14 protein-coding genes are annotated in these 12763 nt (G+C 71.3%); 9 read left to right on the top strand and 5 right to left on the bottom strand.

What is annotated here, in order from left to right; genetic code table 11:
- A partial coding sequence (locus FV222_RS07190) for an AAA family ATPase (protein ID WP_147813652.1) occupies positions 1–332 on the top strand: 332 nt, incomplete at its 5' end.
- Between the two features lie 20 nt (positions 333–352).
- Here the strand turns inward: FV222_RS07190 and FV222_RS07195 are convergent.
- A complete protein-coding gene (locus FV222_RS07195; RefSeq protein ID WP_147764483.1) occupies positions 353–757 on the bottom strand; it encodes a type II toxin-antitoxin system VapC family toxin in 405 nt (134 codons plus the stop codon).
- Entirely contained in the window at positions 757–999 is a 243-nt protein-coding gene (locus FV222_RS07200; protein ID WP_147750755.1) for a type II toxin-antitoxin system VapB family antitoxin, read from the bottom strand. Before FV222_RS07200 ends, FV222_RS07195 begins: the two co-directional genes overlap by 1 nt.
- 80 nt (positions 1000–1079) lie before the next feature.
- Here FV222_RS07200 and recQ point away from each other — a divergent pair, with 80 nt between their 5' ends.
- From recQ to FV222_RS07240, 8 genes are all read left to right on the top strand, one after another.
- Positions 1080–2930 (top strand): DNA helicase RecQ, encoded by a 1851-nt coding sequence (recQ, locus tag FV222_RS07205; RefSeq protein ID WP_147813654.1) that lies wholly within the window; start codon positions 1080–1082, stop codon positions 2928–2930.
- Positions 2931–3057: 127 nt separating this feature from the next.
- On the top strand, positions 3058–4287 hold the full coding sequence (locus tag FV222_RS07210) for a hydrolase (RefSeq protein ID WP_147813660.1): 1230 nt from the start codon (positions 3058–3060) through the stop codon (positions 4285–4287).
- A gap of 154 nt (positions 4288–4441) precedes the next feature.
- Positions 4442–6661 (top strand): phosphoribosylformylglycinamidine synthase subunit PurL, encoded by a 2220-nt coding sequence (gene purL / locus FV222_RS07215; protein WP_147764485.1) that lies wholly within the window; start codon positions 4442–4444, stop codon positions 6659–6661.
- A 22-nt stretch (positions 6662–6683) separates the two neighbouring features.
- A complete protein-coding gene (locus FV222_RS07220) occupies positions 6684–6920 on the top strand; it encodes a BolA family transcriptional regulator (RefSeq protein WP_147727612.1) in 237 nt (78 codons plus the stop codon).
- A 20-nt stretch (positions 6921–6940) separates the two neighbouring features.
- The gene (locus FV222_RS07225; RefSeq protein WP_147764486.1) at positions 6941–7447 is read left to right on the top strand and encodes a DUF29 family protein; all 507 of its coding nucleotides are present in this window, start codon (positions 6941–6943) and stop codon (positions 7445–7447) included.
- Positions 7448–7477: 30 nt separating this feature from the next.
- A complete protein-coding gene (grxD, locus tag FV222_RS07230) occupies positions 7478–7816 on the top strand; it encodes a Grx4 family monothiol glutaredoxin (RefSeq protein ID WP_147750751.1) in 339 nt (112 codons plus the stop codon).
- Between the two features lie 133 nt (positions 7817–7949).
- Complete coding sequence (locus FV222_RS07235) at positions 7950–8849, top strand: NAD(P)/FAD-dependent oxidoreductase (RefSeq protein ID WP_147813656.1); 900 nt, start codon at positions 7950–7952, stop codon at positions 8847–8849.
- A 287-nt stretch (positions 8850–9136) separates the two neighbouring features.
- Positions 9137–9355: a hypothetical protein gene (locus FV222_RS07240; RefSeq protein ID WP_147750749.1), complete on the top strand. Its 219-nt coding sequence runs from the start codon at positions 9137–9139 to the stop codon at positions 9353–9355.
- Positions 9356–9371: 16 nt separating this feature from the next.
- Here FV222_RS07240 and FV222_RS07245 read toward each other — a convergent pair whose 3' ends face one another.
- The 3 genes from FV222_RS07245 to FV222_RS07255 all read right to left on the bottom strand — a co-directional run.
- Positions 9372–10193, bottom strand: a complete 822-nt coding sequence (locus FV222_RS07245) for a hypothetical protein (protein ID WP_147764488.1) — start codon at positions 10191–10193, stop codon at positions 9372–9374.
- A gap of 156 nt (positions 10194–10349) precedes the next feature.
- Positions 10350–12428 carry a M3 family metallopeptidase gene (locus FV222_RS07250; RefSeq protein ID WP_147764489.1) on the bottom strand — a complete coding sequence of 693 codons (2079 nt, stop codon included), beginning with the start codon at positions 12426–12428 and terminating at the stop codon, positions 10350–10352.
- A gap of 73 nt (positions 12429–12501) precedes the next feature.
- On the bottom strand, positions 12502–12763 hold a 262-nt coding region (locus tag FV222_RS07255), incomplete at its 5' end, for a prolyl oligopeptidase family serine peptidase (RefSeq protein WP_187277247.1).

Below are 12763 nucleotides of genomic sequence, written 5' to 3' on the forward strand. Positions count from 1 at the left end.
GGGCCGCCGGGCGCACGCTCTCCGGCCCGCAGACCAGCGACCTCGTGGTCCGCCACGGCCCCAAGGACGTGCCCGCCGCGACCGCCTCGACCGGCGAGCAGAAGGCGCTGCTGATCGGCCTCGTGCTGGCCCACGCCCGGCTTGTGCGGGCAATGAGCGGGATCGCGCCGCTGATCCTCCTCGACGAGGTCGCCGCCCACCTCGACCCGCGTCGGCGCGCCGGCCTGTTCGAGGCGCTCGACGCGCTGCCGGGACAGGTGTTCATGACGGGCGCCGATCCGTCGATGTTCGACGGTCTCGGCGAGGCCGCCGAAATCGTGCGGATCGGGTGATCGCCTCGGGCGACTTCGCCTCAGCCTGCCGCCGAGTGGATATCGGTCTGCGGGAAGTCGTCGCCGATAAAGAGGAGCGGGACGTCATGGACCCGCGCGCAGGCATAGGCGAAGCAGTCACCCATGTTCAGTCGGGCCGGGTGGCCCCGCCCCTTGCCGAAGCGGGCATAGGCGGCAAGTGCGCCGCGCGCTTCCTCGTCGCCGAGAGCGACGATCCGGATGCCCGCGAGATCGAGAAACGCGTAGGTCTCCGTCTCGGCAGCTTCGATCGCGAGCGCGTTTTTTCGGGCGAGCGCGCTCGCGGTCTCGAAGATGGCCAGCGCGGACGTGATCGGATCGCGCGCTGCTTTGATGGCCCGCGCCAGTGACGCGTGTCCGGGCTCGCCGGCGAGGATCGCGACGATCGCCGAGGCGTCGACGAACATCAGGGCTCGCCGTTCAACGCGTCGAAGAACGCCTTGTCGGCCTCCAGCCCGGTTTGCGGATGGGCCGCGATGCGATCCTGGATCAGCTTGATCCCGTCCAGGAACGCGGTCAGCGACGCATCGCGCCGTTGCAACTCGTTGGCGAGCGCCATACGCACGGCTTCCGTCTTGCTGACGCGTGCGGCCGAGGCCAGCGTCTCCGCCAACCGGTTCACTTCTTCGCTTCGGATATTCAGGGGCATCGCCCTCGCCTCCGTGTAGACGCGTGAACGCTAGTGTATACACAACTCTCCGGCAAGCGGCCGCCTCACCTGGGACAGGCATGACCTCACGACTCGACGACGCGCGGCGCGCCCTCAAGACCACCTTCGGCTACGACGACTTCCGCCCCGGCCAGGACGAGGTGATCGAGGCGGTGCTGTCAGGGGCGGACGTGTTCGCGGTGATGCCCACGGGCTCGGGCAAGTCCATGACCTACCAGTTGCCGGCGCTGGTCGAGGATTCGCTCACCGTCGTTGTCTCGCCGCTGATCGCGCTGATGCACGACCAGGTGCAGCAGATGCGCGGCTTCGGGGTCGCGGCCGCGACGCTCAACTCGTCGGTGGCCGAATCCGTCTCGCGCGAGACCTGGCGGATGATCCGCGCGAACGAGCTGCGCCTGCTCTTCGTCTCGCCCGAGCGGCTGCTGATGGACGGCTGCATGGACGCGCTGCGCGGCGCCGGCGTCCGCCGGCTCGCGGTCGACGAGGCGCATTGCGTCTCGCAATGGGGCCACGACTTCCGGCCCGAGTATCGCGCCCTGTCGCGGGCGCGCGAGGCGCTCGGCGACGTCCAGACCGTGGCGCTGACGGCGACCGCCGACAAGGCGACGCGGGCCGAAATCGCCGAGCGGCTGTTTCCGGAAGGGCGCGACCTCAGGACCTTCGTGCACTCCTTCGATCGGCCGAACATCGGCCTGACCTTCGCCGCCAAGGACAACCCGACCCGGCAGATCGAGCGCTTCCTCAAGCACCGCCGCTCCGAGAGCGGGATCATCTACTGCTCGTCGCGCAAGCGCACCGAGCAGCTGGCCGAGAGCCTGAAGAAGGACGGCTTCAACGCGCTGGCCTACCATGCCGGCCTCGACCAGGGCACGCGGATGCGCAACCAGGACACCTTCCTGCAGGAGGACGGCGTCGTGATGACCGCGACGGTGGCCTTCGGGATGGGCATCAACAAGCCGGACGTGCGCTTCGTCTGCCACGCCGACATGCCGGGCAACGTCGAGGGCTACTACCAGGAGATCGGCCGGGCCGGCCGCGACGGGCTGCCCGCCGACACCCTGACCCTCTACGGCCTCGACGACATGGCGCTGCGCCGCCGCCAGATCGACGAGAAGGAGGTGCCGGACGAGCGCCGCCGCGTCGAGCGGCGCAAGCTCGAGGCCATGATCTCGCTGTGCGAGGGCGCGGCCTGCCGCCGGCAGTCGCTGCTCGCCTACTTCGACGAGGCCAGCGGCCATTGCGGCCGGTGCGACCTCTGCCGCGGCGGCGTCACGCTGGTCGACGGCACGGTCTCGGCCCAGAAGATCCTCTCGGCGATCGTGCGCACCGGGCAGCGCTACGGCGCGGCCTACGTCTGCGACGTCGTCCACGGCAAGGCGAGCGAGCCGATCCGCCGCAACGGCCACGAGCAGCTCAAGACCTTCGGCGTCGGCGCCGACAAGCCGGTCGCCGCCTGGCGGGCGATCCTGCGCCAGCTCTTCGCGGCCGGCGCGGTGGCCGAGAACGGCGACGGCTACGGCGGCCTCACCATGACCGACAAGGGCGAGGCGATCCTGTTCGGCCGCGAGCCGGTGGAACTCCGCCCCGACCCGGAGCCGAAATCCGCCGAGCCGCGCGAGCGCCGCCGCGCGGGCGCCGTGCGCGACGCAGGCTCGGACGACCTGAGCCCCGCCGACGAGGCCCTGTTCCAGCACCTCCGGGGCCTGCGCGCCACGATCGCGCGCACGGAGAACATCGCCGCCTTCATGGTGTTTCCCGACCGGACGCTGATCGAGATGGCCAAGGGCAAGCCGGTGGACCTCTACGCGCTGCGCACCGTCCACGGCGTCGGCGAGCGCAAGCGCGAGGCCTACGGCGACCGGTTCGTCGCGGCCATCGCCGAGTTCCTGGCGCATCCCCCGGCCGCGTGAGCGGCGGGAATCGGTCTTTTCGCTCGTCTCGGGGCCGCGCCGTCGTGTAGGGAGCCGGAATCCCTTGCCAGCACCAGCGCCGGAACGCGTCGTCATTCCCCAGTCCAGCGACACGGCCGCGGCCGACCTGCCCACGGTCGAGCGGCCCGCAACCGATCGGCCGGGCACGACCACGCGCCAGGTCTTCTACCTGCCCGGCTTCGACCCGCGCCAACCGGAGACCTACTGGGGCCTCTTCCGCCGCGAGAGCCGGCTGACGGCGGCGCGCCGCGGCGTCGACATCGCGGTCGGCGAACCGTCGCGCAGCGCCGACCGCCTGAGCCTCGACTGGACCGTGCAATCCGGCGCCACCCGCACGCGCTACGGCCTGCTGCGCTGGGACGACATCGTCCGCGCCCGCTTCCCGCGCGCCAACTGGCGGCGCCTGGGCACGGTGCCGGCCCTGCTGTGGCGGCTTCGGCGCTCGGGCTACGAGCGCCGCCTGCGCCGCGAGGCGCGCAGCTTCGCCATGGTGATCTTCGGGGTCCAGTACCTGTTCCTGCTGTTCGTCGCCCTGAGCCTCGCGCTCGGCGCCCTCCTGCCGCCGGCGCTGCCGGCGGGCTGGCGGCCCTGGTCCTGGCTCGCGGTGCCGGTCGCGGCCTACGCGATCCTGGCCGGCATCATGGCGCTCACACGCGGCAAGCCGTTCTACTGCGCCCACCTCGTCGACGACACAGCCTTCACCCACGACCACGCGGCGGGACGCGAGCCGCGGATGCCCGACCGCCTCGACGCGATGGCCGCGCGCATCGCCGCCGCGGAGGGGACGGCCGACGAGATCGTGGTGGTCGGCCATTCCTCCTCGAGCTTCCTCGGAATCGAGGTGCTCGACCGCATCCTGGCGGCCGACCCGGCCTTCGGCACCCGCGACACCCCGGTCTCGTTCGTGACGCTCGGCAGCGTGATTCCCTGGATCGCCCTCGACCGGCCGGCCGTGGCGTTCCGGGCGGCGCTCGCGCGGTTCGCCGCTGCCGACCACATCCGCTGGCTCGACGTGCGCGCCCCCTGGGACTGGCTGTCGATCCACCTGCGCGATCCGCTCACCGCCTCCGACGTGCCCTCCCCCGACCGGACGCGCCCGGCGACGCGCTACGTCCGCCTCGAAGACCTGATCGAGGACCGCTTGATCCGGGGGCGGCGCTTCAATTTGTTCCAGATGCACTTCCAGTTGTTGATGTCGAGCCTGGACACGGAGGGGTTCGACTACGTCGCCCTCGTCTCGGGCGCGGAACCGGTGCACGCGGCGATCGACCGCCGCCGCAGGGCGAAGCCCGGAAGCGCATCCGAGGCCGACGCGGACGCGCCGGCCCGGGCCTGAGCGCTTCGACCCCGGTACGGTCCCGCCCGGATGCGCGATCGAATGTTGCCAGGGCGGGCGCTTACCCTCTAGAGCCGTGGCGACCCCCGAGCCGGCGCCTACCTCACCGATGGGCACCTTCTCATCGGGACCGGATTTTCGTCGAGACCGCCGCATGTTCCGCAACGACGTCCCGATCACGCCCGAGCTCGTCCGCCAGCATGGCCTGACGCCGGACGAGTACCAACGCTTCCGCGGGCTGATCGGGCGCGACCCGACGCTGACCGAGCTCGGCATCGTCTCGGCGATGTGGAACGAGCACTGCTCGTACAAGTCCTCGCGCAAGCACCTGCGCGGTCTGCCGACGACGGGCCCCTGGGTGATCCAGGGCCCGGGCGAGAATGCCGGCGTCATCGACATCGGCGACGGGCTCGCCTGCGTCTTCAAGATGGAGAGCCACAACCACCCGAGCTTCATCGAGCCCTACCAGGGCGCGGCGACCGGCGTCGGCGGCATCCTGCGCGACGTGTTCACGATGGGCGCGCGCCCGATCGCGGCGCTCAACGCCCTGCGCTTCGGCTCGCCCGACCATCCCCGCACCCGGCACCTCGTCTCGGGCGTGGTCGCCGGCATCGGCGGCTACGGCAACTCGTTCGGCGTGCCCACGGTGGGCGGCGCCGTCGGCTTCCACCCGCGCTACGACGGCAACATCCTGGTCAACGCCATGGCGGTGGGCCTCGCGAAGGCCGACGCGATCTTCTACGCGGCGGCCTCCGGCGTCGGGAACCCGATCGTCTACCTCGGCTCCAAGACCGGTCGCGACGGCATCCACGGCGCCACCATGGCGTCGGCCGAGTTCGACGCCGAGACCGAATCGAAGCGTCCGACCGTGCAGGTCGGAGACCCCTTCGCCGAGAAGCTCCTGCTCGAGGCCTGCCTGGAGCTGATGAAGTCCGGCGCGGTCATCGCGATCCAGGACATGGGCGCGGCCGGGCTCACCTGCTCGGCGGTCGAGATGGGCGCCAAGGGGGATCTCGGCGTCGAGCTCGACATCGAGAAGGTGCCGGCCCGCGAGGCGGGCATGACCCCCTACGAGATGATGCTCTCGGAGAGCCAGGAGCGCATGCTCATGGTGCTCAAGCCCGGCATGGAGGCCGAGGCCGAGGCGATCTTCGTGAAGTGGGGCCTCGACTTCGCGGTGATCGGCAAGACCACCGACACCCTGCGCTTCGTGGTGAAGTGGCACGGCGACGTGGTCGCCGACCTGCCGATCAAGGAGCTCGGCGACGAGGCGCCGCTCTACGACCGGCCCCACATCGCCAACACGCACCTGCCCGAGATCCACGCCGCGGACGTGGCCGCGCCCGCTTCGCTGACCGAGGCGCTGAAGCGCCTCGTCGGCTCGCCCGAGCTGTGCTCGAAGCGCTGGGTCTACGAGCAGTACGACCACTTCATCGGCGGCAACACCGTGCAGAAGCCCGGCGGCGACGCGGCGATCGTCCGCGTCGAGGACGGCCCACGCGGGCTGGCCCTCACCGCGGACGTGACGCCGCGCTATTGCGAGGCGGACCCCGTCGAGGGCGGGCGGCAGGCCGTGGCCGAGGCGTGGCGCAACATCACCGCCGTCGGCGGCCGGCCGCTCGCGATCACCGACAACCTCAATTTCGGCAACCCGGAAAAACCCGAGGTGATGGGCCAGCTCGTCGGCTGCATCCAGGGCATCGGCGAGGCCTGCAAGGCGCTCGACTTCCCCGTCGTGTCCGGTAACGTCTCGCTCTACAACGAGACCAACGGCGTCGGCATCCTGCCGACCCCGACCATCGGCGGCGTCGGCGTGCTCGACGACGTGGCGCGCCACGCCACCATCGCCCTGAAGCGCGCGGGCGACGTGCTGGTGCTGGTTGGCGCGGCCGAGGGCTGGCTCGGGCAGTCGATCTACCTGTCGGTGATCGAGGGTCGCGAGGAGGGCGCGCCGCCCCCCGTCGACCTGTCGCTCGAGCGCCGCAACGGCGACTTCGTCCGCGGGCTGATCGTCTCGGGACAGGTCGACACCGTCCACGACCTCTCCGACGGCGGCCTCGCGGTGGCGTTGGCCGAGATGGCAATGGCCGGCTCGTTCGGCGCGACGCTGCCCGAGGCCCCCGAGGGCATGCCGGCCCACGCCTACCTCTTCGGCGAGGACCAGGCCCGCTATCTCGTCGCCGTGCCGGCCGAGGTCGCGACCGACATCCTCTACGCCGCCTCGGCGCAGGGCATCGACGCCTCGGTGGTCGGCGTCGTCGAGGGCGACGGTTTGACCCTGCCGGGCGGGCAGACCATACCCGTCGCCGAGCTTCGTGAGGCGCACGAAGGCTGGCTGCCGGCCTACATGGCGAGCCTGCCGGCCGCTGCCTGAACCCCGACCAAGGAACCGACCGATGCCGATGGACGCGCGCGAGATCGAGCGGATGATCGTCGAGGCCCTGCCCGACGCCAAGGTGGAGATCAAGGATCTCGCCGGCGACGGCGACCACTACGCCGCCACGGTGCTGTCGGCGGCGTTCAAGGGCAAGACCCGCGTCGCCCAGCACCAGATGGTCTACGGCGCGCTCCAGGGGCGGATGGGGGGCGTGCTCCACGCCCTTGCGCTGACGACGGGCGTCCCGCAGGATTAGTCGCCGCAGCGGTGGTGCCGATGGACCAGCCGAGCCTCTACGACGACCACACGGTGACGTGGGCCGACCAGCAGGTCGCCGCGTTGCGGTCCCTCGCGACGCGCCCCGAGCTGTCGAACGTCCTCGATTGGGAGAACGTCGCCGAGGAGATCGAGGGCGTGGGCCGGTCCGAGATCGATCGCGTCGAGAGCGCGATGTCCCAGATGCTGATCGACGTGCTGAAATATGCCTCCGCGCCGGCTGCGCAGTCGACCCGTTCCTGGCGCAAGGAGGTCCTGGTCTTCCAGGCCTCGGCGCAGCGGAACTCTCGTCCCTCCCTGCGCCAGAGGATCGATTGGGAGCGCCTCTCGGCGAACGCCAAAACGATCGCCGACGCCTCGCTCGACGTCTTCGGCGACAGGCTGCTCGGCGGACTGCCGGACCGGATGCCCTTCACCCCCGAGGAGATGTCGTCGGACGGTTTCGACATGGACCGCGCCCTGGAACGTCTCGCCGAGGTGTTGAAAGCGCGCCCCGACCATCATTAGATCACCCTTGCAGATCAAGGACCGAAACCCATGACCGACGTCAACGCAAGCATCGAGAACGAGATCAAGTCCCAGGACGTGGTCGTGTTCATGAAGGGCACGCCCACAATGCCGCAATGCGGCTTCTCGGGGCAGGTCGTGCAGATCCTCAACTACCTCGAAGTGCCGTTCAAGGGCGTGAACGTGCTGGCCGACGCCGGCATCCGCGACGGCATCAAGGCCTTCTCCAACTGGCCGACCATCCCGCAGATCTACGTGAAGGGCGAATTCGTCGGCGGCTGCGACATCACCCGCGAGATGTTCCAGTCGGGCGAGCTGCAGACCTTCCTGGCCGAGAAGGGCATCCCGGTGAAGTCCGCCGCCGCCTGACGGGCCGCGCGACCGGACGACGACGAAGGGCGCCCCGGCGCCCTTTTTCGTGTCCGCTCCCGAGAAACGTTCGCGCATGCCGCGGCTTGAGCCCAGGGAGGGGATCGGGGGCGACATCCGGAGGTGCTGCGGCATGCACGACGTCATCATCGTGGGCGGCGGCCCGGCGGGCCTCAACGCCGCCCTGATCCTCGGGCGCTGCCGCCGCCGGGTCCTGCTCGTCGACCAGGGCACGCCGCGCAACGCCGCCGCCCGGTTGACCTGGGGCGTCTTCACCCGCGACGGCACGCCGCCCGACGAACTCCGGGCCCTCGCCCGCGCCGACCTCGCCCGCTACGACACCGTCGAACTTCGCGACGGCGAGGCGATCGGGGCCGAAGCGGTCGCGGACGGGTTCGCGATCACGCTCGCCGACGGGCGCCGCGAATCCGCCCGCCGCCTGATCCTCGCCACCGGGTTGCACCAGGATCTGCCGGCGATCCACGGCTTCGCGCGCTACTGGGGCGCGGGCGTCCATTCCTGCCCCTATTGCGACGGCTACGAGCGGCGCGACAGCCCCATCGCCGCCTACGCCCACGGCCCGGTCGCCAAGGGGTTCGCCCTGGAGCTGACGGCGTGGAGCCGCGACGTGACGCTGTGCACCGACGGCCACCCGACCGAACTCTCCGACGACGACCGCGCCCGCCTTGCGCGCAACGGGGTCCGGCTGGTCGAGGCGCCGATCGCACGCCTCGACGGCGACGCCGAGGGGCCGACGCACCTCGCCTTCGCCGACGGCACCGCCCTGCCCTGCCGCGCGGTGTTCCTGATGCCGACGGGCTGTCTGCCCTCGACGCTCATCACGCAGCTCGGCTGCACCCTGAACGAGGCCGGCGTGGTGCCGACCCGCGAATACGAGAAGACCAACGTGCCCGGGCTCTACGTCGCCGGCGACGCCTCGCGCCGGGTGCAGTTCGCGGTCGTCGCCGCCGCGGAGGGCGCGATGGCGGCGTTCGCGGTCAACACCGAGCTGCTGCGCGAGGACACCCGCTGATCGCGCAGGCGTGCAACGGATGCTTTTCCGGCAGGCAGCGCGGCACGCGCACCGCGCGCGACGACCTGCGACGGCGTTCTACCCAGGTGCGTAGTCTGGAAATCGCTCCCTGCTGCAAGTCGGCGTGCGATCTCGCACCATGGCCGGGCCGCCGCAATGCAATGATGAAAAAAGAGTTTCGATCCTCAAAGGTTCGGAACTTGTTCAGCTTGTCCCCGTTACTCCCGCACGGTCCAGTTCTTCTGGGCCGTCGGTGCCGACGCTCCGCTGTCTCTGCAAGGCCGGTCATGCCCGTCTTCGACGCCAAGAACCTCGGGTCCCAGTTCGAAGGCCAAGCCCTTCTCGCGGCCATCCTGCACCCGACGCGCACCGCACAGACCCGCGCCCTCACGCATGGCCGCCAGCGCGCCGAGCGCGCCGCGATCATGGCCGACCCGATGACGATCGAGCATCGCTTCCCGGTCGGCGCCGGCACCCTCACCCCGACGCCGATCGCCTCGAGCTGACGGTTTTCACCGCGCCCTACCAGGGCTGCGGCGTGACCAGGCCCTGACGCGTCACCACCACCCATTCCCGCCCGCGCCGCTCGACGGCCTCGACCCGGCCGACGCCGGGGATCGAATCTCCGATCGCGACCTCGACGAGGCGGCGGCGGCGGTCCTCCAGCATGGCGGTGCCGTCGTATACGTCGCGCACGGCCCAGGACTCGATGATCGCGGGCTTCGGCTTGGGTTCGGTGATGCTTCCGGTCTGGACCGGCTCCGCCTTGGCGGCCGGTAGAGGAGCGGGCACGGGCGCCGGAGCGGTGGCTGCCGCCACCGTGCGCTTGTCCGCCTGCGCGGTCGTCGCCGCAAGGCGGGCGGCCTGCTCCTTCTCGGCCTGGTCGATGCGCTCGCCCAGGGCCGCGATCTTGGCCACCAGGGCCGTTTCCGTCTTGCCGACCTTCTCCGTCAGCGCGCCGCCGCGGACCTTCGCCTCGCTGCGGGCGGCCTCGGAGACTTCCTTGAGGGCGGCGACCGACTTGTCGAGGCGGTCGGAGGCGATGGCGACGCGCGAGGCCTCCAGCCGGTTGGCTTCGAGGGCCGCGTTGATCTCGGCCAGCACGACGCCCGTGCCCTCGGAACGGGGCGTCGCCAGCATCGCGGTGCCGGCGCCGAGCACCGTGCCGAGCGCGAGGGCGGCCCCGGCCAGACCCATCGCCACCCCGTCGAGGCGGCGGCCAACCTTGGCGGCCGTCGGCACGGTCGGCGCCGCCTTGGGCTTGCCACCGGAGACGGCAGCCTTCAGCAGCGCGTCCGGCGAGGCCTTCATGGCCTCCGCGGGCGAATCGATGTTCGTCGTCATGGCCCTCGCCTCCGCGTCCGGCATCTCTGTCGAAAGCTTTGGTTAAGGACGTTTGTTTACCGAAGGGTTACCGCCCCGCCGGGCCTCGTCGGCCCATTCCGCCTCCGGTCCCGTAGGCCCGCAGGCGTACGATGCGGCCGCTGCCCGACCCGGAGGTCAGGCCGCCAGCCCGCGCTTGCGCAGCAGCGGTCCGGTGCTCGGCAGGCGTCCGCGGAAGGCGGTGTAGGCCTCGCGCGGGTCGCGCAGGTTGCCGGCGCCGTAGACGTAGGTGCGAAGGCGCTTCGCGGTGGCCGGATCGAAGATGTCGCCGGCCTCGCGGAAGGCGTCGAACGCGTCGGCGTCCAGCACCTCGGACCAGAGATAGCTGTAGTAGCCCGCGGCATAGCCGTCGCCCGAGAAGATGTGCGCGAAGTGCGGCGTGCGGTGGCGCATGTTGATCTCGGACGGCATCGCGATGCGCTCCAGGGCGTCGGCCTCGAAGGCGCCCACGTCGAGGCCGTCCTCGCCCCCGGCCGAGAGGTGCAGGGTCATGTCGACGATCGCCGAGGAGGTGTATTCCACGGTGGCGAAGCCCTGGTTGAAGGTGCGGGCCGCGAGCAGCTTCGTCAGCAGCGCCTCCGGCATCGGCTCGCCGGTGCGATGGTGGCGGGCATGGGTCCGCAGCACCTCCGGCTGCTCCAGCCAATGCTCGTAGAGCTGCGAGGGCAGCTCGACGAAGTCGCCCGACACGGCGGTGCCGGCCAGCACCGGATAGGTCACGTCGGACAGGAGCCCGTGCAGGGCGTGGCCGAACTCGTGGAACAGGGTGCGTGCGTCGTCGAAGGACAACAGCGGCGCCTCGCCGGCCGGGGCCTTGGCGAAGTTCATCACGTTGACGATGATCGGCTTGACGTCGCCGGTGAGCCGCTCCTGCGAGCGGAAGGCGCTCATCCAGGCGCCGCTGCGCTTGGTCGGCCGCGCGAAGTAGTCGCCGAGGAAGGTGCCGACCTCCGAGCCGTCGGCGTTTCCGACGCGCCAGGCGCGCACGTCCGGGTGGTAGCGCGGCACGTCCGGGAGTTCGGCGAAGGTCAGGCCGAACAGGCGCGAGGCGGTGTCGAAGGCGGCATGGATCACCGAATCGAGCGGCAGGTACGCCTTGATCTCGCTCTCGTCGAGGTCGTGCTCGGCCCGCCGCAGCTTCTCGGCGTAGTGGCGCCAATCGTGGGCCTGGAGCGCGAAGTTGCCGCCCTCGGCCTGGACGATCGCCTGCAGCCGGTCGCGCTCGGCGCCGGCGCGCTTGAGGGCGGGGGTCCAGACCTCGCGCAGCAGGTCCATCGCCGCATCCGGGGTCGCCGCCATGGTGTCGTCGAGCTTGAAGTGGGCGAAGCTGTCGAAGCCGAGCAGCCGCGCCCGCTCGGCGCGGAGCTGTACGATCTCGCGGATGATGCCGCGGTTGTCGGTGTCGCCGCCGCCCTCGCCGCGGCGGATCCAGGCCTCGTAGGCGCGCTCGCGCAGGTCGCGCCGGGTCGAGGACACCAGGAACGGCTCGATCAGCGAGCGCGACAGGGTGACGACGTGGCTGTGCGCGCCGCCGCGCTCCTTGGCGGCGTCGGCGGCCGAGGCGACCAGGAAGTCGGGCAGGCCGGCGCGGTCCTCGGCGGCGTCCAGCGGCAGCAGGAAGCGGCTCTCGTCGGCGAGCAGGTTCTGGCTGAACTGGGTTCCGAGCTCCGACATCCGCGCGGCGATCTCGGCGACGCGCAGCTTGTCCTCCGGCCCGAGGTCGGCGCCCGCGCGGCGGAAGCGGGTGCGGTAGCGCGACAGCACCCGGCGCTCTTCGTCGCCCAGGCCTTCGGCGTCGGCGTCCACCGCGGAGATGCGCGCCCACAGCTCCGGGTTGAGGTAGATCGCGCTGCCGTGGCGCGAGAGCTTGGGGCCGATCGTCCGCTCGATCGCCTGCAGCTCGGGGTTCGTGTGGCTGCCGGTGAGGTTGTAGAACACCCCGGCGACCCGATCGAGGGCGAGGCCCGCCCGCTCCATCGCCGCGACGGTGTTGGAAAAGCTCGGCGCCGCGGCCTCGCCTGCGATCGCCGCGATCTCGGCGTCGTGCGCCGCCAGCGCCGCCTCGAAGGCCGGCAGGTAGTGCTCGGGCCGGATGCGCTCGAAGGGCGGAAGCTCGGCCGGCGTGCCCCAGGCCGCCTCGGAGAAGGGGTTGCCGGCCGGCAGGTCGGCGAGGCCGGGATTTTGCGCTGTCGTCATCTGAAGGTCTCGATGTCTCGCGCCGCGCGTCGGCTGGGGCCGCCGGAGGGCGGCGGTCGGATACGTGTCCACCTCAGATAGGACCGAACGCACGCTTCAGGAAGCCGACGCCGCGCGCGGTCGCGTCGGCATCCGTCGCCGGGTCGAAGGCGTGGCCCTGGTCCGGGTAGAGGTGGACGCGGCAGGTCCCGCCCGCCTCTTCCATCCGCAGCCGCAGGGTTTCCGGATGGCTCGGGCCGACGAGGGCGTCCCGCGCCCCGTGCAGCGCCAGCGCCGGCGGCAGGGCGAGGGGACCGGTACCGAGCTCCGGCGGCAGGAAGGTCGCGCGCAGCACC

The organism is Methylobacterium sp. WL103, assembly GCF_008039885.1.
GTDB lineage: Bacteria > Pseudomonadota > Alphaproteobacteria > Rhizobiales > Beijerinckiaceae > Methylobacterium > Methylobacterium cerastii.

What these genes read in the sequence shown, in the direction of transcription:
- recQ (WP_147813654.1), top strand. Translation starts at nt 1,080, where the DNA reads ATGACCTCACGACTCGACGACGCGCGGCGCGCCCTCAAGACCACCTTC.
- FV222_RS07220 (WP_147727612.1), top strand. Translation starts at nt 6,684, where the DNA reads ATGCCGATGGACGCGCGCGAGATCGAGCGGATGATCGTCGAGGCCCTG.
- FV222_RS07235 (WP_147813656.1), top strand. Translation starts at nt 7,950, where the DNA reads ATGCACGACGTCATCATCGTGGGCGGCGGCCCGGCGGGCCTCAACGCC.
- FV222_RS07250 (WP_147764489.1), bottom strand. Translation starts at nt 12,428, where the DNA reads ATGACGACAGCGCAAAATCCCGGCCTCGCCGACCTGCCGGCCGGCAAC.
- FV222_RS07245 (WP_147764488.1), bottom strand. Translation starts at nt 10,193, where the DNA reads ATGACGACGAACATCGATTCGCCCGCGGAGGCCATGAAGGCCTCGCCG.
- purL (WP_147764485.1), top strand. Translation starts at nt 4,442, where the DNA reads ATGTTCCGCAACGACGTCCCGATCACGCCCGAGCTCGTCCGCCAGCAT.
- FV222_RS07240 (WP_147750749.1), top strand. Translation starts at nt 9,137, where the DNA reads ATGCCCGTCTTCGACGCCAAGAACCTCGGGTCCCAGTTCGAAGGCCAA.
- FV222_RS07200 (WP_147750755.1), bottom strand. Translation starts at nt 999, where the DNA reads ATGCCCCTGAATATCCGAAGCGAAGAAGTGAACCGGTTGGCGGAGACG.
- FV222_RS07195 (WP_147764483.1), bottom strand. Translation starts at nt 757, where the DNA reads ATGTTCGTCGACGCCTCGGCGATCGTCGCGATCCTCGCCGGCGAGCCC.
- FV222_RS07225 (WP_147764486.1), top strand. Translation starts at nt 6,941, where the DNA reads ATGGACCAGCCGAGCCTCTACGACGACCACACGGTGACGTGGGCCGAC.
- grxD (WP_147750751.1), top strand. Translation starts at nt 7,478, where the DNA reads ATGACCGACGTCAACGCAAGCATCGAGAACGAGATCAAGTCCCAGGAC.